Origin of the sequence: Acinetobacter sp. V89_4 (assembly GCF_029967875.1) — a bacterium.
GTDB classification, from domain to species: Bacteria; Pseudomonadota; Gammaproteobacteria; order Pseudomonadales; family Moraxellaceae; genus Acinetobacter; species Acinetobacter oleivorans.
Map to the genome: position 1 here is coordinate 546,275 of NZ_JASCAI010000028.1, position 20,664 is coordinate 566,938.

19 protein-coding genes and 1 pseudogene are annotated in these 20,664 nt (G+C 36.2%); 7 read left to right on the top strand and 13 right to left on the bottom strand.

What is annotated here, in order from left to right:
• Nucleotides 1–166: 166 nt before the first annotated feature.
• Nucleotides 167–505 carry a hypothetical protein gene (locus QLG01_RS14170; RefSeq protein ID WP_282496776.1) on the bottom strand — a complete coding sequence of 113 codons (339 nt, stop codon included), beginning with the start codon at nucleotides 503–505 and terminating at the stop codon, nucleotides 167–169.
• A gap of 452 nt (nucleotides 506–957) precedes the next feature.
• Nucleotides 958–1,359, bottom strand: a complete 402-nt coding sequence (locus QLG01_RS14175) for a J517_1871 family lipoprotein (protein ID WP_282496777.1) — start codon at nucleotides 1,357–1,359, stop codon at nucleotides 958–960.
• 276 nt (nucleotides 1,360–1,635) lie between these two features.
• Here QLG01_RS14175 and QLG01_RS14180 point away from each other — a divergent pair, with 276 nt between their 5' ends.
• From QLG01_RS14180 to QLG01_RS14200, 5 genes are all read left to right on the top strand, one after another.
• Complete coding sequence (locus QLG01_RS14180) at nucleotides 1,636–2,517, top strand: LysR substrate-binding domain-containing protein (protein WP_005305071.1); 882 nt, start codon at nucleotides 1,636–1,638, stop codon at nucleotides 2,515–2,517.
• 245 nt (nucleotides 2,518–2,762) lie between these two features.
• Nucleotides 2,763–3,467 (top strand): CoA transferase subunit A, encoded by a 705-nt coding sequence (locus QLG01_RS14185; RefSeq protein ID WP_282496778.1) that lies wholly within the window; start codon nucleotides 2,763–2,765, stop codon nucleotides 3,465–3,467.
• A gap of 1 nt (nucleotide 3,468) precedes the next feature.
• Nucleotides 3,469–4,110 (top strand): 3-oxoacid CoA-transferase subunit B, encoded by a 642-nt coding sequence (locus QLG01_RS14190; RefSeq protein WP_282496779.1) that lies wholly within the window; start codon nucleotides 3,469–3,471, stop codon nucleotides 4,108–4,110.
• Between the two features lie 114 nt (nucleotides 4,111–4,224).
• Nucleotides 4,225–5,634 (top strand): TIGR00366 family protein, encoded by a 1,410-nt coding sequence (locus QLG01_RS14195; RefSeq protein WP_111853855.1) that lies wholly within the window; start codon nucleotides 4,225–4,227, stop codon nucleotides 5,632–5,634.
• Between the two features lie 65 nt (nucleotides 5,635–5,699).
• Nucleotides 5,700–6,872 carry a thiolase family protein gene (locus tag QLG01_RS14200; protein ID WP_282496780.1) on the top strand — a complete coding sequence of 391 codons (1,173 nt, stop codon included), beginning with the start codon at nucleotides 5,700–5,702 and terminating at the stop codon, nucleotides 6,870–6,872.
• A 49-nt stretch (nucleotides 6,873–6,921) separates the two neighbouring features.
• Here QLG01_RS14200 and QLG01_RS14205 read toward each other — a convergent pair whose 3' ends face one another.
• The 4 genes from QLG01_RS14205 to QLG01_RS14220 all read right to left on the bottom strand — a co-directional run bounded on the left by QLG01_RS14205 (nucleotide 6,922) and on the right by QLG01_RS14220 (nucleotide 10,013).
• Nucleotides 6,922–7,815: a LysR family transcriptional regulator gene (locus QLG01_RS14205; protein WP_003651675.1), complete on the bottom strand. Its 894-nt coding sequence runs from the start codon at nucleotides 7,813–7,815 to the stop codon at nucleotides 6,922–6,924.
• A 243-nt stretch (nucleotides 7,816–8,058) separates the two neighbouring features.
• A complete protein-coding gene (locus QLG01_RS14210; protein WP_282496781.1) occupies nucleotides 8,059–8,952 on the bottom strand; it encodes a LysR substrate-binding domain-containing protein in 894 nt (297 codons plus the stop codon).
• 545 nt (nucleotides 8,953–9,497) lie between these two features.
• The gene (locus QLG01_RS14215) at nucleotides 9,498–9,719 is read right to left on the bottom strand and encodes a hypothetical protein (protein ID WP_080645707.1); all 222 of its coding nucleotides are present in this window, start codon (nucleotides 9,717–9,719) and stop codon (nucleotides 9,498–9,500) included.
• A 111-nt stretch (nucleotides 9,720–9,830) separates the two neighbouring features.
• Entirely contained in the window at nucleotides 9,831–10,013 is a 183-nt protein-coding gene (locus QLG01_RS14220; RefSeq protein WP_005305057.1) for a hypothetical protein, read from the bottom strand.
• A gap of 413 nt (nucleotides 10,014–10,426) precedes the next feature.
• On the opposite strand from QLG01_RS14220, the gene QLG01_RS14225 reads away from it, so the two are divergent.
• Nucleotides 10,427–11,845: an aspartate ammonia-lyase gene (locus QLG01_RS14225; RefSeq protein ID WP_004792497.1), complete on the top strand. Its 1,419-nt coding sequence runs from the start codon at nucleotides 10,427–10,429 to the stop codon at nucleotides 11,843–11,845.
• Between the two features lie 55 nt (nucleotides 11,846–11,900).
• Here the strand turns inward: QLG01_RS14225 and QLG01_RS14230 are convergent.
• Nucleotides 11,901–14,106 (bottom strand): annotated as a pseudogene (locus tag QLG01_RS14230) (TonB-dependent siderophore receptor).
• 526 nt (nucleotides 14,107–14,632) lie between these two features.
• On the opposite strand from QLG01_RS14230, the gene QLG01_RS14235 reads away from it, so the two are divergent.
• Nucleotides 14,633–15,919, top strand: coding sequence for an MFS transporter (locus QLG01_RS14235; RefSeq protein WP_049836597.1), 1,287 nt, complete (start codon nucleotides 14,633–14,635; stop codon nucleotides 15,917–15,919).
• Nucleotides 15,920–15,958: 39 nt separating this feature from the next.
• Here QLG01_RS14235 and QLG01_RS14240 read toward each other — a convergent pair whose 3' ends face one another.
• From QLG01_RS14240 to QLG01_RS14265, 6 genes are read right to left on the bottom strand one after another with little or no spacing between them, the layout of a single operon-like run.
• On the bottom strand, nucleotides 15,959–16,240 hold the full coding sequence (locus QLG01_RS14240) for a gamma-butyrobetaine hydroxylase-like domain-containing protein (protein ID WP_282496782.1): 282 nt from the start codon (nucleotides 16,238–16,240) through the stop codon (nucleotides 15,959–15,961).
• Entirely contained in the window at nucleotides 16,224–17,222 is a 999-nt protein-coding gene (locus QLG01_RS14245; RefSeq protein ID WP_282496783.1) for a HEAT repeat domain-containing protein, read from the bottom strand. Before QLG01_RS14245 ends, QLG01_RS14240 begins: the two co-directional genes overlap by 17 nt.
• The gene (locus tag QLG01_RS14250) at nucleotides 17,219–18,058 is read right to left on the bottom strand and encodes an ABC transporter ATP-binding protein (RefSeq protein WP_013197983.1); all 840 of its coding nucleotides are present in this window, start codon (nucleotides 18,056–18,058) and stop codon (nucleotides 17,219–17,221) included. The genes QLG01_RS14245 and QLG01_RS14250 overlap by 4 nt, the downstream gene beginning before the upstream one ends.
• Nucleotide 18,059: 1 nt before the next feature.
• On the bottom strand, nucleotides 18,060–18,914 hold the full coding sequence (locus QLG01_RS14255; protein WP_282496785.1) for an ABC transporter permease: 855 nt from the start codon (nucleotides 18,912–18,914) through the stop codon (nucleotides 18,060–18,062).
• 34 nt (nucleotides 18,915–18,948) lie between these two features.
• The gene (locus QLG01_RS14260; protein WP_282496786.1) at nucleotides 18,949–20,379 is read right to left on the bottom strand and encodes an ABC transporter substrate-binding protein; all 1,431 of its coding nucleotides are present in this window, start codon (nucleotides 20,377–20,379) and stop codon (nucleotides 18,949–18,951) included.
• A gap of 19 nt (nucleotides 20,380–20,398) precedes the next feature.
• Nucleotides 20,399–20,644 (bottom strand): ferredoxin family protein, encoded by a 246-nt coding sequence (locus tag QLG01_RS14265; protein ID WP_002049790.1) that lies wholly within the window; start codon nucleotides 20,642–20,644, stop codon nucleotides 20,399–20,401.
• Nucleotides 20,645–20,664 lie beyond the last annotated feature (20 nt).

Here is a 20,664-nt window from a genome sequence, read left to right on the forward strand (position 1 = left end):
GAATAAGATAAAAGCTTAGGAAATAGTCATTCCTTAAAGTTTTTAAATCACTACTGGATTAGCAAGCCAATCATATAGAAATTGTTTTTGGTAATGAGTTTGTTGAATTTTTTTCAGTTATGGAAAAACCACTCATTGAGTGGTTTTTTTCAATTAAATTTTGAGACTAAATAGCCTCTATGACAATATATTTTCCTTCATAAAAGACACCATCTGTACTTGTTTCTTTTAATTTGCAATAAATCGCAATCGGATGTATCAGCTTTTTATTTTCTTCACTAGGCACATGAGTAATCCCAGATAAAAAATTTGAATTATCATTTTCTAAACTCCAAGACGTGCCTCCATCTTTATGCCATTTACTATTTGGATATTTAGAATCTAACCATTCAATACACTGCTTCATAGTTGAGAATTTTTTTGTTTCCTCTTTTTCAATTTTTGATGCTGCACCTACCGAGGCTCCAAACGTCAAGAATAAAGCTCCAATTAAAGTTTTTCTCATAAAATTACCCTTTATTATTAATAATTAAAATTTAAGAGCTTAAGATATAAAAAAAACATCATTAGGTAGATTAGTTTTTAGGAAGAGTTTTGTTAATTTCACTACTGGCAGTTTCATGAAGTTTTAATAAGTTGAAACTTTCATAGTTAGCTAAAATACAAAAAAGAAGAGCTGCTAGCAAAACTAGGGTTATCTTATTCATTTCATTTTACCTTTGAGATTTTATTTTTTTAATGTCGCAATGGTACATGAAAATACTATCAAAACCTTAACTGTTAAGAATCTACCACAATTTATTACAAAAGCTGTTTGTAAGACTTAATAACCTTTCTTAGATCTTTTAATGGCAATATAACTTAAGGATCAACAACAATGGCCGGACAGGATCCTTATGCCAACTTTATTTTTCTCAAGGCAATAAAAAACCATTTCAGGTTTACGAAGGTCATTATCTATATTTCTTTAGCGCACTTTAATGAAGCTACCTTTAAGTCATTATCAGCTTTGTAGATCATATTTGAACTAGAGGCGCTTAAAATTGTTCTAGCTTCAATTATATCTTTGTTAAGAGTCTTAACGTCTAGAATCATACCATTTTCAATGTAAATCATATTATTTGCATACTTAACTTTGTTGAATACAACATGTCCTTTAGTATCGTCACAAAGTACTCCATTGCCATCTGAATCAAGTTTTATGGTTGATATGCTTGGGCCAATTGAAATCGTCCATATACCTGATATTGAAGGTGTTGAAGGCTGCTCTTCGTTAAATTTATTATTAACCATTTGAGCAGTTGGGCTTACACACCCACTTAATAAAAAAACTAAGCTTAATGCAATGATCTTTTGCATGATAATTATCCATTTTAATTATGAATAAAATTTAACAGTTCAGAAAATGAAAAACCACACGAAGGTAGTTTAAGTAATGTATTTAATATTTATTAATCTTACATTTCAGTTTTTAATGTAGGTACTAGCGGTGAAAGTTCGGTTTTATGTTTTATGAGTTAATCTGTATCATTGTTCTCTACATCTTTTTCATAATTTTTGTCAAAAAACATCATATTAGATAAATTTTCGTATAAATTACCCTTCTAGATGAGCTGAGCAATCTAAAGGAATGAAATGACGCTTAAACAATTAAAAGCTTTTTTAGCACTTGCGCGTACACTCAACTATGCTAATGCATCTTTAGAGCTACATCTAAGCCAGTCTGCTTTAAGTCTCACCATCAAGAGTTTAGAAGAAGAGTTAGGCGGTAAATTGTTTAACCGTAATACACGTCGTGTTGAGCTTACCCAAGAAGGTAAATCTCTCATTCCCTATGCTAAAAAATTACTCGCCAATTGGGATGAAATGGAAAATGATGTCAAACAACGTTTTAAGCTTAATCGTGGAACCTTAAGTATCGCCTCAATGCCCTTTGTGACTCATGCAATTTTACCTGAGGTAATTCATCAATTTTTAGAACTTCATCCCAACCTGAACTTTTCAATTCAAGATATTCCAAATGAAACCATTATAGAAAAAGTACAAGACGGTATTTTTGAACTTGGTATTTGCTTTGAACCTGATCTCACCGAGGGCTTAGAATTCAAGCCTCTGTTTGAAGAGGATTTCTTAGCTTTATTACCTAAGACTCATCCACTTGCTCAATCGTCCTCTATTACATGGCATGAGCTTTGTTCAAATCCATTCGTGACCTTACAAAAACCTTCAATTGTCCGATATTTAGTTGAGCAAAATTGTTTGCGAAATAATATAACGCTCGATTTGAAAGTTGAATGTCATCAAATTTCATCACTTTCAAGTTTCGTTGCTTACGGAATTGGAGTAAGTGCGATTCCAAGGCACTTCGCTAAACATATTGATAAAGAACATAATGTGTTGATTGAATTAAAGGATGAATCTATTCATAAGACTGTAGGAATTGTTTATAAAAAGAACTTTGAAATTTCAAATATTTCGACTCAATTTATTGAGGCTTTAGTTCAATATAAATTTTAAAAAATTAAAGACTGCATTTTAGGATGAGCTAAGCAGATGCTTAAGCTAAATTTACTAATTATTATAATTTTCAATGCTATGAGATGATTTTTTAAAGTATTTTGCTTTATGTTCGTCTGATCTTTTGTAGGTAATTTGATAGTATTCATTGATTATACTTATTAATCATTTAAAAAAATTAACTTCTATAACACGAATTGAGATGCTAAAACTAAGATCACTAAGGGATATAGGATAACAATAGAATGAATAAAGTTTATGCCAATGCAGAGGCAGCACTGAAAGACGTTATTGCAGATAATCAAACACTTGCCGTTGGCGGTTTTGGTTTATGCGGAATTCCTGAAAAACTGATTGTTGCAGTTAAACAAAGTGGTGTGAGTGGTCTTACTTGTATTTCGAATAATGCAGGCGTAGATGATTTTGGTTTAGGTATTTTACTTCAAACCAAACAGATCAAAAAAATGATTTCTTCATATGTTGGTGAAAACAAAGAGTTTGAGCGCCAATATTTAAATGGTGAACTTGATGTAGAACTTACACCACAAGGTACTTTAGCTGAAAAGTTACGTGCTGGCGGTGCAGGAATTCCAGCATTTTATACTCAGACTGGCGTCGGTACACTCATTGCCGAAGGTAAAGAAGAACGTACTTTTCATGGCAAAAACTACATTTTAGAAGAATCTTTAACAGCAGATGTTGCTCTTGTTAAGGCCTATAAAGCAGATAAAGCGGGTAATTTAGTATTTCGTAAAACTGCTCAAAATTTTAATCCTGAATGTGCGATGGCTGGAAAAATTACAATCGCAGAAGTTGAACAGGTTGTTGAAATTGGTGAATTGGATCCAGATGAAATCCATTTAGCGGGAATTTATGTAAACCGTATTGTACTGAATGCATCACCTGAAAAACGCATTGAGCATAAAACTTTAAGCACGGAGGCAGTATAAAATGGCTTGGTCACGTAATGAAATGGCACAACGTGCTGCAAAAGAACTTGAAGACGGTTTTTATGTCAATTTAGGTATTGGCTTACCTACTCTAGTTGCCAACTATATCCCTGAAAATATTAATGTTTGGCTTCAATCTGAAAACGGTTTATTAGGTATTGGCGAGTTTCCAACTGAAGAAACTGTAGATGCTGATTTGATTAATGCTGGTAAACAAACAGTTACTGCTCGCCCTGGTGCTGCTTTTTTCTCAAGCTCAGAATCTTTTGCCATGATCCGTGGTGGCCATGTCAACATTGCCATTTTAGGTGCAATGGAAGTTTCTAAAAATGGTGACTTGGCTAACTGGATGATTCCAGGTAAGAAAGTTAAAGGTATGGGCGGCGCAATGGACTTGGTTGTTGGTGTCCAAAAAGTTGTAGTGCTTATGGAACACTGCGCAAAAGATGGTACGCCAAAAATTGTGAAAAATTGTAGTTTGCCTTTAACAGGTAAAGGTGTGGTTCATCGCGTAATTACTGACCTAGGTGTAATGGACATTACTCCACAAGGCTTAGAGCTGATTGAACTTGCTAAAGATGTCACGCTTGAACAGATTCAAGCTGTTACAGGCGTCGAATTTTATAAAACCTTAGTCGCATAAAATTAAATTTTTAGTAAGAAATAAAGACTTAAGTTAGAAAGTGAGCTTGAGTCTTAACCCTTTTAAGCACCGGATGTGCTGTCTATAAATAAGAATGAGAAGGATTTTTCAGCTATGGAAAAACAGCAAGGAATTTTTGAAAGATTTGCTCTTCGGATTAGTGACTGGTCTGAAAAATGGTTTCCTGATTCATATATTTTTGCATTACTCGGCGTCATTATCGTGTCAGTTGCCGCTTTAGGTATCGGTGCGCCAATTCACGATGTCGCGACTTCTTTTGGGAATGGTTTCTGGAGTCTTATTCCCTTTACCCTGCAAATGACGATGCTCATTATTGTAGGTTATGTCGTTTCTGTTTCTAAGCCCGTAAAATTTCTGATTCAAAAAATGGCACGTATTCCAAATTCTGGACGTGGTGCTATTGTTTTAGTTGCAACGGTTAGTTTGTTAATTTCACTGGTCAATTGGGCAGTAAGCACGATTCTTACTGCTCTTTTAGTGATCGCATTAGCGAAACGTAAAGAGCTGAACATGGATTACCGCGCTGCTGCGGCAGCGGCCATTATTGGTATGGGTGCAACTTGGGCACTAGGAATCAGTTCTTCAGCAGCCCAGCTTCAAGCTAATAAAAGTAGCTTACCTGAATCGATTTACAATCTGACAGGTGTTATTCCATTTACCGAAACGATTTTCCTTTGGCAATCAATTGCGATGACCATTATTTTGGTGATTGTTTCAATCGCGATTGCATATTTTTCAGCTCCAAAAGGCAATAATGTTAAAACGATTGATAGTTTTGATGTGCAATTTGAAGAAGACAAACCACATGAGGAGAAATCAACGCGTCCGGGCGATTGGTTAGAAAACTCGCCTATTTTAACGATTATTGTGGTGGCCTTAGGTGTAATTTGGATGTTTTTTGAATTTTCAAAAAGTAATCCAATCATTGCTATTTCAAGCTTAAACACATACAACTTTGTGTTCTTAATGCTTGGTCTAGCATTGCATGGAACACCACGAAACTTCTTAAATGCCGTTGCAAAAGCAGTTCCAGCCGTATCAGGAATCTTGATTCAGTTCCCACTTTACGGAAGCATCGCTTTCATTATGACGCAAGCTTTAAACAGTCAGGATTTATCTCTGTCGCACTATGTTGCCGAGTTTTTCGTTTCAATTGCATCAAAAGAAACCTTTGCAATTGTGATGGGAATTTACTCTGCCATCCTTGGGTTCTTTGTACCTTCAGGTGGTGGAAAATGGATTATCGAAGCACCATATGTCATGCAAGCAGCAAATGATTTAAAAGTTCATTTAGGCTGGTCTGTACAAATTTATAATGCAGCCGAAGCTTTACCAAATTTAATCAATCCATTCTTTATGCTACCAATGTTAGGTATTTTAAAACTAAAAGCAAAAGATGTGATTGGTTTTACAGTCACTCAGCTTGTTGTGCATTTTCCATTAGTTTTATTTTTATTGTGGTTCTTTGGAAGAACGCTTAGCTACACCCCACCCACTTTTTAATTTACTGGAGTCTTTAGTTTCAGCTAAAGGCAAATTTAACAAATACATCAATAAGAGATATTAAGATGAGTTCAATTGTTATAGTTTCAGGTAGCCGTACTGCAATGGGCGGTTTTCAAGGCAGCCTATCCGTTTTAACTGCACCAGAACTTGGCGCGGCTGTAATTCGTGAATCTATCCAACGTGCAGGTGTTGCACCTGACCAAGTAGATGAAGTTATTTTTGGTTGCGTATTGAGTGCAGGCATAGGTCAAGGCCCCGCTCGTCAGGCGATGCGTAAAGCTGGTGTACCAGATCATGTGGGTGCAGTCACCATTAATAAACTGTGTGGTTCTGCTATGAAAGCGGTGTTAATGGCTTCAGACACCTTAAAAGCAGGTAGTGCCAATATTATTGTTGCAGGTGGTATGGAATCTATGACCAATGCACCTTATATTTTGCCGAAAGCTCGCGGTGGTTACCGTATGGGCCACGGCGAAATTAAGGACCATATGTTTTTAGATGGCCTTGAAGATGCAGAAACAGGCCGTTTAATGGGTTCATTTGCTCAAGACATGGCAAATACCAAAGGTTTTACACGTGAGCAAATGGATAACTTTGCGATTTCGTCTTTGAAAAAAGCGCAAACTGCCATTACAAAAGGTTACTTCAAAGAAGAAATTGTTCCTGTTGAAGTCAAAACACGTAAAGGTGTTGAAGTTATTGATCAAGATGAGCAGCCATTAAAAGCTAATCTTGAGAAGATTCCAACATTACGCCCAGCTTTTAGTAAAGACGGAACAATTACAGCTGCAAACTCAAGCTCAATTTCTGACGGCGCTGCTGCGTTAGTACTTACCACTGAAGAATATGCTCAAAGCCATGGCTTAAATACTTTGGCGAAAATAGTTGCAACCTCTACTCACTCACAGCACCCAAGCGAATTTACCATTGCTCCCATTAGTGCAATTCAAAAAGTGCTTGAGCGCGCTGGCTGGTCTGTTGACGAGGTAGATGCTTGGGAAATTAATGAAGCTTTTGCAATGGTGGCAATGGCACCAATTCATGATTTAGGTATCGATGAAGCAAAAGTCAACGTACATGGCGGCGCTTGTGCTTTAGGACATCCAATTGGCGCAACTGGCTCAAGAATTATTCTTTCTCTTATCTATGCTTTAAAACGCCTTGGTAAAAAGAAAGGTGTTGCTGCGTTATGTATTGGTGGTGGTGAAGCTACAGCTGTTGCAATTGAAATCTAAGAATCAAACAGCGCAGAAGGTGTAAGAGTTTTTCTTACACCTTCTTTTTTTAGACTTTAAAAAGTTCATAACAGGTTTGGCGGAACCATTTATGGCTACTTTTATGATGGCAAGACATATGCCAATGCTGTTTAACATCATACGTTGGGAAGTCTAGAGGTGCTGGTAAAATCTGTAAATTTTCTCTCACCAATAAGACTTGGCTTAAATAATACGGCACCGTTGCGATTGCATCTGTTTCTTGAACGACTAACCCCACTCCAAGATAGCTCGGTAAGCGAATTAAAATATTTCTATCTAATCCTTTGTTCTGTAATTCATTCTTAATATGGTAATGTCCGATTCCCGCATCAATATCGATATGATATTCACGCATATAATCATCTAAAGTGAAATTATTTGGGTCTAAACGAGGGTGGCTCTTAGAGCTAATTACAACATAATGCTGTTTAAAAAACTTTTGTTGATAAAAGCCTTCTTCTAATTGAGGTAAAAAGCCAATTGCAAGGTCAATTTCACCATTTGCCATTTGATAGCTAGTTTCTGGTGTAATCGGCCGAATATTCAAGCGAATTAAAGGAGCTTTCTCCTTTAAATAGTTGGTTAGTTGCGGTAATAAGACCAGATGAGACACATCTGTCATCGCAATTGTAAAAAGCTGATCAGAAGTTAGCGGATCAAAGTTCACACTAAAGTTATTAATGCTTTCAACTTTATCAATCACTTCACTAATAAGAGGAAAGATTTCTTTAGCCAATTCGGTTGGAATCATTTCATTTCCAACACGAATAAAAAGTGGATCATTAAAATGCTGACGGATTTTGTTCAGTCCATTACTAACGCTCGGTTGTGTAAGGCCAATAGCATCGGCAGCCATTGAAACGCTTTTAAACCGATAAATATGATAAAAAATATTTAGTAATCTACTATCTAGATCAAACAAAATTGTCTCCGTCTGGATCAAATAACCCATTCAAAAAAGGACTGAAAACAGATATAACTTAAATAAAAATGCTAAACCTGTTTTTAGATTATTGATATATCGCCTAAATTAACAAAGAATCTAGACCATGGGCAATGCTTTTAAAGCCATTCATCATAAAGACAAAAGCATTGCCTCTTTATTTGGTTACTTTGTATATAAATCTAGTGAATACAGCTCATACTGTTATAAATTTTTTAAAATTTAGTCATGCTGAATTTGAAAACCTTTCCAGATTTGCTGGACTGATTTGTTATCACTCAAATTATTTTTAAAAATATAAATATCTTGAGGAAGGCAATACTCTTGATGATCTAACATGACCAGTTTTCCGTTCGCAAGATCTTCCTCAACATTAATTTTTGGAATCCATGCCACACCTAGACCTTGTAATACAAGCTCTTTCAAATTCGTTGCATTATCAGTCTCGTATAAGGTTTTATAATTCAACTTGCCTTCGATCAGTTGATCTACCAATTTTCGTAAATAAGCGTGTTTACTATAGGCAAGCAATGAAAAATTATTCTGAATCGTATGCTTAGGCGTATGGTCGGCCTCCGTAGCCGACACAGGAACAATCTCTGTTTCAGCAATCTTGATCCCGCTTAAAATATCATCACCAACACGATTAATATTAGATCGATCTGCATAACAAATCATAAAATCGCAGGCACCTTCTTTTAAAAGAGATAAGCCCTCACCACTGTTCGTTGCGACAATTTCGATTTTTAAATCACGCATAAACGTTGGGAATTTTTTTAAAAAAGTCGTTAAAAAACCAGATGCTAATGAGTGAACAACACAGAAACGCATCGTAGATTCGGTTTCATTTTTGATGTTTTTAATCAGCTTGGCTGTTTCTTCTACCTGCTTCTCAATATTTTTAGACATGACCAGCATAATTCGGCCGATGTCTGTAAACTCAATATTATTTTTATTATTTCTAATAATAACTTCAGCTCCAATCATCTCTTCTATTTGCTGAATTCTACGCGTAAAAGCAGATTGGCTAATAAATCGTTTTTCGGCTGCTTTTGAAATAGAACGCTCTCGTTCAAGTGTCAAAAGGTCTTCTACCCAACGTACTTCTAAGTTCATTTTTGCATTCCCTTTTTATAGTTATGTCCTTAATTTGTCTGCTTGGGAAGCTGAATAAATAGCTGAATAGATGAATGAAAAATATAAAACATGGGAGTACCTGCAAAAATGCGATGGAAGGATGGCAAAGCCAAACGATAAAAGTAAGTATTTAATAATTCTGACATAGAAAAGAGTGTAAGAGAATAAAAGACTTTCATTTAGCGCAACAACTCATACAAATATAAAATTATTATTCTAAAAATTATTTTAAATCAAAAAGTAAGGTTGATATAAATCAAGTAAATAACCATTTAAGCTTTAATAAAAACCAAAAATACCCTCATCGTTTTATCATGTCTTAATTTTAATAAAAAAAAGTCCGCACCTTGGGGAAGAATACGGACTGTAAAACTAAAATTTTGCTAATTTGATTATTTCAGGATTTAAGCTTTCTGACCTAATCAACTAGTTCAAATCAGAAGATATATTTGCAGTATAGTTCAACTAAATAAACCTGACTATTCTACTAAAGTATCTATCCGAGATTGACCTGAAATAAATTTTTAATATTCACCAATCAGATAATATAGCTTTCTTGAAATTTCAACCATCATATTCGCTGTATATTGAGTAATTTCAAAAACTTGCTTTTTCTGCGGATTGAATACCATATTATCTTTTTCATCACTAAAAAAGATATAAGTGGTGTATTTATCCATGTGATGGATATGCTCTTTTAAGCTTACTTTTTCCCCAGAATTGGGATCATAGGCGATAAACTTCATTCTCATGAATTTTGTCTCTATACATACAGTCTTTTATCAAAATTTTAAGAAAATTTAGATAAAACAATATTTTGATGGTTAATATAAAATAGTTAGGCTGAATAACCGTGGCTATTTATAAGATATTGGTACAATACTATTGGCTTTGTTTACTGAACTTTCAGCAGAAGCAATCGATTGCTCCGCATCTTTAAGTAAACGGGAAGTTTTAGACTCACTTTTCTCTTCACCATGAAAAAGTACATAGTATGTAAAACTACCCAAAATGATTAATGCGGCTGTGACTTTTAACATAAACTTAAAAACTAAGATTTTTTCGTATTATAGTGTCTTTTATGTGAAATGCATCACATTTTTATATAAATTTGTTAGACAAGCTACACTTCTGATTTAATTACCCTGATTAAATTGGTTGATATTTCACTTAAATTAACAAGTCTAAAATTTTGCATGCCACTCTTTTTCAAATTACATCTTCATTTAGTTCATCATCGAACTTTTTATTTTTAATTTATCTAAAAAGTAAACCATTAATTTATAAAATAAAATTTCGATATAATTTGTGAAGAAAAAAGTTTTTTTATTTTTAGGTTTAGAAAAGGAAAAAACTGATATGCAAAAAATGCATAATTAACTTGATAAATGCATTAGAAGTGAAGCATTTCGAAATCTAATATGAATTATCTACTCTACTAATTCGAAGTTTAATGATGAACGCTGAAATTACCACCCGTATTGAGAAGGATCTTATTGGTTATAGAGAAATCAATAATAATGATTATTACGGAGTTCAAACATTACGTGCTCTAGAAAACTTTAACTTAACACAAAGCAAAGTTGGAAATTTCCCACATTTAATTAAAGCATTAGCAATGGTAAAACTTGCTTGTGCTGAAGCGAACTATAATCTTAAAAGCTTAGATCAAACTAAATTTGAAGCGATTGAATACAGTTGTAATCAACTTATTCGCGGTAATTTTCACGACCAGTTCCCGATTGATATGATGCAAGGCGGTGCTGGTACTTCAACCAATATGAATGCAAATGAAGTATTGGCGAATGTTGCTTTAGAATATATGGGACATTCTAAAGGTCAATATCAATATCTACATCCAAATAACGACATTAACATGTCACAGTCAACAAATGACGTGTACCCTACTGCGATTCGCTTAGGTTTGTTATTAAGCTTAGATGAACTAAATCTTCCTTTTAATAACTTAATTTTAAGTTTCCGTAATAAATCTCAAGAGTTTGCTCACATCTTAAAAATGGGTCGTACTCAGTTACAAGATGCTGTGCCTATGACATTAGGTCAAGAGTTTGGTGCTTTTGCAGTAACTCTACAAAAAGATCTTGAACAAATTAATACGCTTATTCCAAATGTCCTAGCTTATATGAACCTTGGTGGTACGGCGATTGGTACGGGAATTACCACTGAATATAGTTACCGTGAACTTGCGATTCAAGCGCTTGGAAAAATTTCTGGTAAGAAAATTAAGTCTGCTCCTGATCTAATCGAAGCAACTTCAGATATGGGTGACTTTGTTCTTTTATCTGGTTTATTAAAGCGTACCGCAACTAAACTTTCAAAAATTGCCAATGACTTGCGTTTACTTTCAAGTGGTCCACGTACTGGTATTAATGAAATTAACTTAGAAGCACGTCAACCAGGTAGTTCGATCATGCCGGGTAAAGTAAACCCAGTTATTCCTGAAGCAATGAACCTTGCTTGCTTCCAGATTATTGCAAATGATTTGGCTGTAACTTTAGCTGCTGAAGCTGGTCAATTACAGTTAAATGCAATGGAACCACTTATTGCATTCAAACTATTTGAATCTATGGATTTGCTTGGTAACGCGATGGCAATGTTCCAAAGTAAATGTATTGATACGATTACGGCGAACCCTGAGCACTGTAAAGCTTTAGTTGAAAACTCAATTGGTATTGTGACCGCACTTAACCCATATTTGGGTTATGAAACTACAACTCGTATTGCTAAAACTGCAAATGAAACTGGACAAAGTGTACTAGCACTCGTTCAGAACGAAGGCTTATTATCAGCACAAGTGCTTGATGATATCTTGTCGATTAATAATATGGTTAAACCAAAAATGTCGGCTTAATTCCTGAAAATAAAAAAGGAGCTTTTATAAGCTCCTTTTTTATTTGTTCTATATTTTAAAAACTGAAAGTTGTAGAGAACTGGGCTGTACGTGGATTACCTAAGAATAGGTAGTCATCCCCCATAAATGCCCCCACATCACGCCAATACTTCTTATTAAATAAGTTATCAATATTGAATCTGAATGTCGTGTCATGCCCAGCAAAATTTGTTTTATAGGCAGCCCCAATATTAAAGACGCTATAGCCACCTACTTTTGCCGTTCCCTCTTTATTTGCATATTTACTGCTACTGTATTGCATACCACTGAGTAATCTTAACCCCTCAACTGAAGGTACTTTATAAGATAACTGCGCAGTTGCACGGACTTTTGGTACATTTTGAGTTTGATGACCTTTATAGCTGTCACTATCAATATCAACTAGACGAGATTTGGTGTAGGTAATGCCAGAGCTTACGTCAACTGTATCTGTTAAAGCGCCAGTTAAACCTAACTCAATACCTTGATTGTGTTGTTCACCTTGTGAAACAAAATCGAAAGTTCCTTCTGCATTTACTTTGCTATATTGATTGTCTTGTTTTAAATCAAAAATAGCTGCTGTTACTAAGAAGTTCCGAATTTGTTGCTTAACACCAATTTCATATTGTTCAGAATTTCTAGGTGATAAAACTTCTAGAGCATTATTAGCAAACCAAGGTGCTTCACCACCATCCGATAAACCTTTTGCATATGAAGCATAAAGATTAGTCTTAGCAGTTGGGCTATATAGGAGCGCTAATTGCGGTAAAAACTTATTTAAATCTGTGTCTCGGCTTTGCTGACCATCTGGCTTATAAGCTTGCTCATCAAGATGAATAAGTTTTCCACCCAATAAAGTTGACCATTGATCGTTAAATTGAACTCGGTCAGATACAGTAAATGCAGTTTGATCACTCTCTAGAGCTTTGTAACGATCACCTGGACTTTCTGATGATGGACTGTAGTCAATCGTATCTTCATAGATATTGCCTGTTCCTACCGCTACATTCAGTGGTGTATGGTGTTTTAAGGTTTTATAAGTACGTTGTAATTCGAAAGCTACTTGATGCTGAATGTTGCCAGTGTTGAATTGTCCATTTAACCCAGCGGCAAACTGGTTGGTAATACGCGTATCATCTGGGCTACGGAAATCGTAAATATCATAATTACCGTGTTTATCAAAAGTATTACCTAAACCAGTAACTTCACAATTATCGTTATAACATCCCCATGGGAAAGCACTATTATCATCAATCACAACACGGCTTTGTGATGCACTTAAGCTACCATTCCATTGATCGTTAAATGCGTATTGATATTTTAAACTCGTATTTACATTGTTATTTACAACCGGTTTACTCCAAGACTGATAACCCAATAAACGGTCTTGATCTACATTTGTTGGTACTTCTTGCCCATCAAGTAGTTGATAACCTGGTACTGAACGTTGGCTTTGATGCTGTGCTTCAATATCAAACAGTAATTTAGAGCGATCATTAATTTTCCAGTCTAAAGCAACAGAACCAAACTCACGCTTACCATTTGCATGATCGACATTTGGATGAATACTTTCATGCGCTAAATTTATTCGATAACCAAAATTATCATTTAAAAAGCCGCCTACATCCGTTGCAAGTGTATAACCACCTTCTGAATTTGCATCGACCGTAATAGTTTTAACATCGGCAGGTCTTTTGGTTACATAGTTAACCACACCACCTGGTGTCGACATTCCACTTTGAATCGCAGAAATGCCTTTTAAAATCTCAACTTGCTCTTTATTTTCTAAAGCTACATTTTGCTCGCCACGTATGGTATGGCCGTTAATGAGATAACTAGAGCCTAAATCGAGGGCAAAACCACGCGCTACAAAGTTTGGATAGTAGCCAATAGCAGCGTAGCCATCTCCTAACGATGAATCATTTTTAATAACATCAGTTAGCGTTTTTGCATGTTGATCTGCTATGCGCTCAGAGGTAATGGTGGTAATAGATGCAGGAACTTTCTTTACATCGCCTGTTTGAAAACCAGATAAATTAACTTTCTTTGATGTATATAGCGCATCACTATTTTGTGTAGCGTTCACAGTAATGGTTGGGAGCTGCGAAACCTCCGCTTCATTTGCATAGACGACCGATGTCATCAGTGCAATAGATGAAGCCAATGCTGTTTTAGAGCATGTCATGAAGTGAAGATTTAGCGTGTGTCTGTCCATTGAATAACTACCTGCCCATACCGTGCATAATATAAGTGTGTTAAAAATCGGAAAGTTTCCATATTTTTAGCCACGCAAGAATACAGCTACAAATAGCCATAAACAACAAATTATATAGTTTTTAGATTAAGTAAATTTTGTGTAATAAAGCATCATCATTATATAAATTTCATTTATTTTCTTTGAAATTGAGACTATAACTTTTTAAGTATTACCAAATAGTCAAAATAAAACTAAGCTCAGAAATAGGTCTAGACTAAGGAGGAATACAATAATCAATATGCTTGATAAATTAGATGTTTGATTTTAAATAAAGTTTATGGTGGATTGATCAACTCACTAAATTAAGGAATTGTTCGATAATCGGTAAAAATATCTTTAAATCGAACAAAAGATCATAGAATCACTAGAATGGAAGTTTAAAATTATAAAAAATAAATGGAGAGGAATTCTAAGAAAGTACTCAGGATTGAGTGATATCTAAAGATTCATTCTATTTCCTGTTCAGTACATCTGAAAATTTCTATTTTTTTCTGCTAACTGACGGAATATCTATGACATATACTAAGGAAGAAAAGAGCAGCAGAATACGAGGGATTGTAGGCGCAGCTTCAGGTAATTTGGTCGAATGGTTCGACTTTTATATCTATGCAGTATTTGCTGCTTATTTTACTCAGGCTCTAACTGCACCAGACATGGATAGTACGACCAAATCGATTTATGTTTGGGGTGTATTTGCAGCAAGCTTTTTTATGCGTCCTATTGGTAGCTGGATATTTGGACGCATTGCAGACCGCCATGGTCGAAAAAAATCAATGATTGTCTCAATTTGCTTAATGGCTTTGAGCTCTTTTCTATTTGCAGCCCTACCCACTTATGAACAAGTTGGTTTATTTGCCCCTTTCCTTTTACTGGTAGTACGTTTACTTCAAGGTCTATCGGTGGGTGGTGAATATGGTGCAGTAGCAACATATATGAGTGAATTAGGCTTAAAGGGTCAACGTGGTTTTTATTCATCTTTCCAATATGTCACCCTTTCTGGTGGCCAGTTACTTGCCAGCCTACTTGGTGTAATCTTATTAACGTTTTTAAGTGAACAACAATTACTTGATGGCGGTTGGCGTATTCCGTTCATTATTGGTGGTATTGCTGCCATTCTATCTTTGCTTGCACGTAGTCGTTTAGAAGAAACGCTTTCTCATCAAGATAGTGAACGTAAAGAGTCTGGTAGCTTAAGAGAGCTCTTTAAAAAGCATTGGAAAACCTTTTTATTGGTGGTCGGATACACTTCTGCTGGTTCATTAACGTTTTATGTAGAAACTGTTTATTCAAAAACCTATTTAACTAATTTAGGTATGGATGGCAAAACCGTTGGTTATATCATGACCTTCGCACTATTTGTCTATATGTGTGCTCAACCTGTATTTGGTTCCATTTCAGATCGTATTGGGCGACGTTCTTCAATGCTGGCATTTAGCTTATTATCTGCAATTTTTATCTATCCAGTAATGGCAATTGGCATGCCTAATTATATAGATTCACCGATCATCATTACCTTGCTACTCATTTTTATGATGATGATTTTGAGTTTCTATACATCTATTAGTGGTTTAGTAAAAGCTGAGATGTTCCCACCTCACGTACGTGCACTCGGGGTAGGATTTTCATATGCGGTAGGTAATGCTATTTTTGGTGGTTCTGCACCTTCGGTTGCTTTGCAATTCAAAGCTGCTGGAATTGAAAATACCTTCTTTATTTATGTCATTGTCATGCTGATTATCTGTTTCTTGTGTAGCCTTGCGCTTCCGAAAAAACCAGATTATTTAGAACATGATCATTAAATAAATGAAATGCCTTCTGTCCCAAGCAGAAGGCATTTTTTAGCACTTAGCAAATTCTTTTAAAAAAGCCCACGGAAAAATCCCTTTATCATGCCCATCGTTAAAACAAATTTGGGCACCGTAACCTTGATCGAACATAGCTGTTACTTCAACATTTTGTTCTTCAATTTTAATTTGCTTAATTCGCTTCGCTCGGCAAAAGCCACATGGGCAAATTTCTCTTAAATTTTGATAGCTCAGAGATACACTTAAATCATCAGTCCATATAAAGTGAACCCGTTTATTTGTAGTATCAACACGAATATCAGGTCTGGCTTGCATATTTCACCTCACCAATTTGATTTAATCCAATACGAATCGCTTTTCGTACTTCTGGGTCGGAGTCATTTTGATGTTGTTCTAATAGATTCTGAGCTTCTGATGTGCCAATTTCACCGAGTGCTAAAGCGACCTCTTTACGTAAATTGCTAATTTCATGATTAAAGTTATCAAATAGATGACTAACTGCTAGACGCGACTTGAGTAACCCTAAGCTTCGAACTGTGGCAATACGTACTTGCCAATATAAGTCAGATAAAGCATGAATTAAGGGAGTTTCGAGCTGAACGATATGTAATTTTCCAATCGTAAGTGCAGCTTCGACTCTTAATTGCCAACTTTCCGAGGTTAAAGAGTGTTGAAGTGCTTGGATCACCTCAACTGATATGCTCTGACTATAAGCCAAACCACCTGTTGCAATGCGGCGAACCTCATCATCCAAATCTGTTTCAGCAGTTTTTGCCAATATCGTAATCGCTTGGTCTTGCTGTAACCAACTTAATGCACTGACTGCCTCACGGCGTACTAGAGCATCTTCATGGTGTACCAAAGCAGATATCTCTGTGAATAATTGCTTTGGTCGTAAAGGTTTTAAAGCACGTAAAATTGCACTAAGAGCAAAAGTATCCGTATGCTTTAAATAAGGCGCAAGAATCTGGGCTGATGCCGCATTTTTTATTTCACTTAAACTTTGACTGGCAGCTTGTTTCACATTCAGATCAGTATCAAATAAAGCTTGAGCTAATACTTGTAAACTGGTTGGATCTTCCCAGCTTTCTAACTTTTTTGCCGCCTCTTGACGAACTAAAGCTGAAGAGTCGTGTTGCAGTGCCGCATGCAACCAAGGAAGTAAATCCGGATTTTCTTCATCGCCAATATTCATTAAAGCAACAAAGCGAATCTTTTCATCTTCGTGATTAAGCTGTGCAAGAAATTCCTGATTATATTCATCGAGGTCATCTAAAGCTTGATAATAAAAACTCATTCGTATTCCTTAATTTGTGATTTCTTTCCAAGCCCTAATGGATTTAAGCGGCTTAACTCTTCTTGTTGAGTAGCTTCTTTTAAAGTCTGGATGCAATGTTTTTTAATGGCTGTAAATTCACTACTTGTTACAAGCTCAACGTCTCGTGGACGTTCAAACTTAAGCGGAATTTCCTCAATAATTCGCCCCGGTCGATGGCTCATAATCAATACTCGATCAGCTAAAAAAAGTGCCTCATCAATATCGTGGGTAATAAATAAAACCGACGTTTGGATTTCTTGCCAAATTTCGAGTAATAGCATTTGCATTTTTAAACGAGTTTGCGCATCTAACGCACCAAAAGGCTCATCCATTAATAAAATGCGCGGTTGATTAATCAGTACTCTCGCAATTTCAACTCGTTGCTGCATGCCACCAGAAAGTTCGGCTGGAAATTTATGCTCAAAACCTTTAAGCCCGACCAGATCAATCATTTTCTGAGCTTGTTCAATACGCTTTTGTTTGGCGATGCCTTTCATTTTTAAACCAAAGGCAATATTTTCAAGCACGCTTTTCCATGGAAATAAGGTATGTTGCTGGAACACCAAACCTCTGTCTGGATGCGGTTCAAGTATAGATTCATTATCGACCGTTAAAGTCCCAGAACTAATGGGTAAGTGCCCTGCCAAAGCACCTAATAATGTTGATTTACCGCAACCAGATGGGCCAAGTAGACATATAAACTCGCCCGGTTGTATTTCAAAATTAACCCGATCTAATGCCTGAAAACGATTTTTAGCTTGCCCTAAATGTAGCGATAGATTTTGTATACGCACATGGCCTTGTGTAATTGACATTTTATGATTTCCTCAGTTGATACCATGGGGTAAATCGGTTTCCAATCACACGTACCAATGTACTGCTAAACATACCTAACGCTCCTATCAGCACCATACCAACCACGATATTGCTATAGTTTTGCAAGGTGAACGATTCCCATGTGAAGTATCCAATTCCATGTTGGCCTGAAATCATTTCGGCAGTCACTAAACAGAACCAACAAGTACCCATTCCAATAGATAAACCCGTAGTAATGTTCGGTAATGCACCCGGAATAATGACTTCATAAATGATAGCTAGATCAGAAGCACCTAGACTTTTCGCTGACGCAACGAGTCTTGGATCAACTGCACCAACGCCATGTACCGTGTTTAATAAAATTGGAAATAAAGCCCCAATAAAGGTAATAAAAATCATAGAAGCTTCTGAGGATGGAAAAATCAGAATCGCTAAAGGAATCCATGCAACTGCTGGAATTGGACGTAATACTTCTAATGGCGGCATCAGAAATGCAGCAAGTTTTTGATAACGTCCTGCCAACAAACCAATACCTACACCAATTAAAGCCGCGAGCACAAAACCAACCACTACGCGAAAGACACTAGATTCAACATGTTCAAATGCAGTGCTGAGTTGAAAGAAAGCCCATAGCGCATGAATGACATCTAAAGGTGTCGGGACATTTCTAAAGTTCACAATGCCTAAATTTATTTTAAACTGAGCAAGTCCTTGCCAAATGACTATCCAGAAAGCTATAGATGTAAAAGCAATGGCATAGTTTTTTAAATGCGCCGGATATAACCTCAATTGTTGGAAAAATTTAACCAAAAATGTACTTTGGTTTTTAGGTTTTGTTTGGACTAAACTACTCATTCGTCACCTCCTGCTCATTAGGTAAGACAACACATCAGCTCTGTGTTACAAGCTGAATAGCTTTAAAGTCATATACTTTTCCGCCCTGTTGTTTAGCCCATTTTTCAGCATCATCTTTTAATAAAAAGGCCTGAATTTGTCCTGCTTTATCTGTGGCATACCATGCCAGATTGGCAAGTAACTTAATATCGGACTGATGATCTTGGCTATAAACCACACGCACCGTTTTTCCATCGGCTTGAATTTTCTTTAAATCAGAAAAAGCATGCTCAGGCGTTTCATAGCTACGCACTTTTTCTTCACCCTTTACCCAAATTTGAGTCACCCGATCAAATGTTTTGATGGGTTGGCCCGTTAAAGCGTCATTGGCAACCAAAGGTGATTTTGCATAGTCGGCTAGTTGCTGGCTGTAATTAAGTCCAGATGCCTGAAATGCATCCTTAATATATTGATCATCAATAAATTTATTTACATCAAGCGTACCGTCGTTTTTACCTAAAACTTTTAAGGTGTCTATCGCAATTTGAGTCGCTTTTCGATATTCAGGTTTCCACGTTAAGTCACGAGTTTGCAGACCTAATGGACCATGAAACAGATAGACCACTTCGGCAGGAATACCTGTTTTTTCAGCAATAAATTCACTATATTTTTCAGGTTGTTCTCGAATCAGGCGATTCGCTTCAATGGTTGCCTGTAAATAAGCTTTTATGACTTCTGGATGCTGCTGTGCATAATCCTTGCTGGCAAGTGAACCATGAAATGTAGGTGATTTTGCTTGTGAACCATCATAGATTTTTTTAGCAAACCCTTGGTAAGCAAATAACTCTCCAAATGGTACGAAATCAGCATGCGCAGCAATCTTATGACTTTTTAATGCAGGTCCCGCCACTTCTGGCGCCTGAGCAATCACTTTAATATCTTTATCAAGTTGCCAGCCTTCAGCTTGAATTGCTCGCAATAATAGTCCGTGAGCAGTTGAGGCAAAAGGTACAGAAATGGTTTGTCCTTTTAGTTCTTTGAGTGATGTTACTTTTGAGTCAATTGGAACAACAATCGCATTACCGCTGCCATTGATACTGCCTGACAATGGCGCTAAAAATATGCTTTCTTTTCCAGCTTTTTTAAAAGCCGCTAAATTATTAACAGCAGGAAAGTCAGCCATTGCTCCCAAATCTAGACGCCCAGCCACCATCTCACTGGTCAGTGGTGCACCAGAGGTAAAGTTTTTCCATTGAATGTCATATTTAACATTCTTGTATTCACCATCTTTAGGTAAATATTTTGGTAATAAATTCAATTCACGAATGAGCAACCCACCTGTTGCACAGTTAATGGTGGTATCTTGTGTACCAATAGCTACACGAACAGTTTCTGTTTTACTGCCGCACCCCAAAGTGCCAAGTACAATGGCACCAATTAAGCTACTGAGTAATAGTTTTTTATTGATCAATTTATTTTGTCTCATATTGAGTATTCCAAATTAATTATTTGAGTAGGTATGGGATATTTACTTTGACCGCATCCGTTGGGCAGTCCTTTTCACAAGGCATGCAATACCAACATTCATCAAACTGCATGAAAGCTTTTTGAGTTATTGGATCGATTGCCAATAAGTCCATTGGACAAACATCGACACAGACTGTGCATCCTTTATCAGCAATACATTTATCTTCATCGATAATGACGGGTGCGACAGTACGGTGCTGTACTTCTTTAAAAATAAAAGCCATGATTTGAGTTCCTGATTTAT

Excerpts from the sequence above, each read along its gene's own strand:
- QLG01_RS14170 (WP_282496776.1), bottom strand. The coding sequence starts at position 505 with ATGAGAAAAACTTTAATTGGAGCTTTATTCTTGACGTTTGGAGCCTCG.
- QLG01_RS14175 (WP_282496777.1), bottom strand. The coding sequence starts at position 1,359 with ATGCAAAAGATCATTGCATTAAGCTTAGTTTTTTTATTAAGTGGGTGT.
- QLG01_RS14180 (WP_005305071.1), top strand. The coding sequence starts at position 1,636 with ATGACGCTTAAACAATTAAAAGCTTTTTTAGCACTTGCGCGTACACTC.
- QLG01_RS14185 (WP_282496778.1), top strand. The coding sequence starts at position 2,763 with ATGAATAAAGTTTATGCCAATGCAGAGGCAGCACTGAAAGACGTTATT.
- QLG01_RS14190 (WP_282496779.1), top strand. The coding sequence starts at position 3,469 with ATGGCTTGGTCACGTAATGAAATGGCACAACGTGCTGCAAAAGAACTT.
- QLG01_RS14195 (WP_111853855.1), top strand. The coding sequence starts at position 4,225 with ATGGAAAAACAGCAAGGAATTTTTGAAAGATTTGCTCTTCGGATTAGT.
- QLG01_RS14200 (WP_282496780.1), top strand. The coding sequence starts at position 5,700 with ATGAGTTCAATTGTTATAGTTTCAGGTAGCCGTACTGCAATGGGCGGT.
- QLG01_RS14210 (WP_282496781.1), bottom strand. The coding sequence starts at position 8,952 with ATGAACTTAGAAGTACGTTGGGTAGAAGACCTTTTGACACTTGAACGA.
- QLG01_RS14215 (WP_080645707.1), bottom strand. The coding sequence starts at position 9,719 with ATGAAGTTTATCGCCTATGATCCCAATTCTGGGGAAAAAGTAAGCTTA.
- QLG01_RS14220 (WP_005305057.1), bottom strand. The coding sequence starts at position 10,013 with ATGTTAAAAGTCACAGCCGCATTAATCATTTTGGGTAGTTTTACATAC.
- QLG01_RS14225 (WP_004792497.1), top strand. The coding sequence starts at position 10,427 with ATGATGAACGCTGAAATTACCACCCGTATTGAGAAGGATCTTATTGGT.
- QLG01_RS14235 (WP_049836597.1), top strand. The coding sequence starts at position 14,633 with ATGACATATACTAAGGAAGAAAAGAGCAGCAGAATACGAGGGATTGTA.
- QLG01_RS14240 (WP_282496782.1), bottom strand. The coding sequence starts at position 16,240 with ATGCAAGCCAGACCTGATATTCGTGTTGATACTACAAATAAACGGGTT.
- QLG01_RS14245 (WP_282496783.1), bottom strand. The coding sequence starts at position 17,222 with ATGAGTTTTTATTATCAAGCTTTAGATGACCTCGATGAATATAATCAG.
- QLG01_RS14250 (WP_013197983.1), bottom strand. The coding sequence starts at position 18,058 with ATGTCAATTACACAAGGCCATGTGCGTATACAAAATCTATCGCTACAT.
- QLG01_RS14255 (WP_282496785.1), bottom strand. The coding sequence starts at position 18,914 with ATGAGTAGTTTAGTCCAAACAAAACCTAAAAACCAAAGTACATTTTTG.
- QLG01_RS14260 (WP_282496786.1), bottom strand. The coding sequence starts at position 20,379 with ATGAGACAAAATAAATTGATCAATAAAAAACTATTACTCAGTAGCTTA.
- QLG01_RS14265 (WP_002049790.1), bottom strand. The coding sequence starts at position 20,644 with ATGGCTTTTATTTTTAAAGAAGTACAGCACCGTACTGTCGCACCCGTC.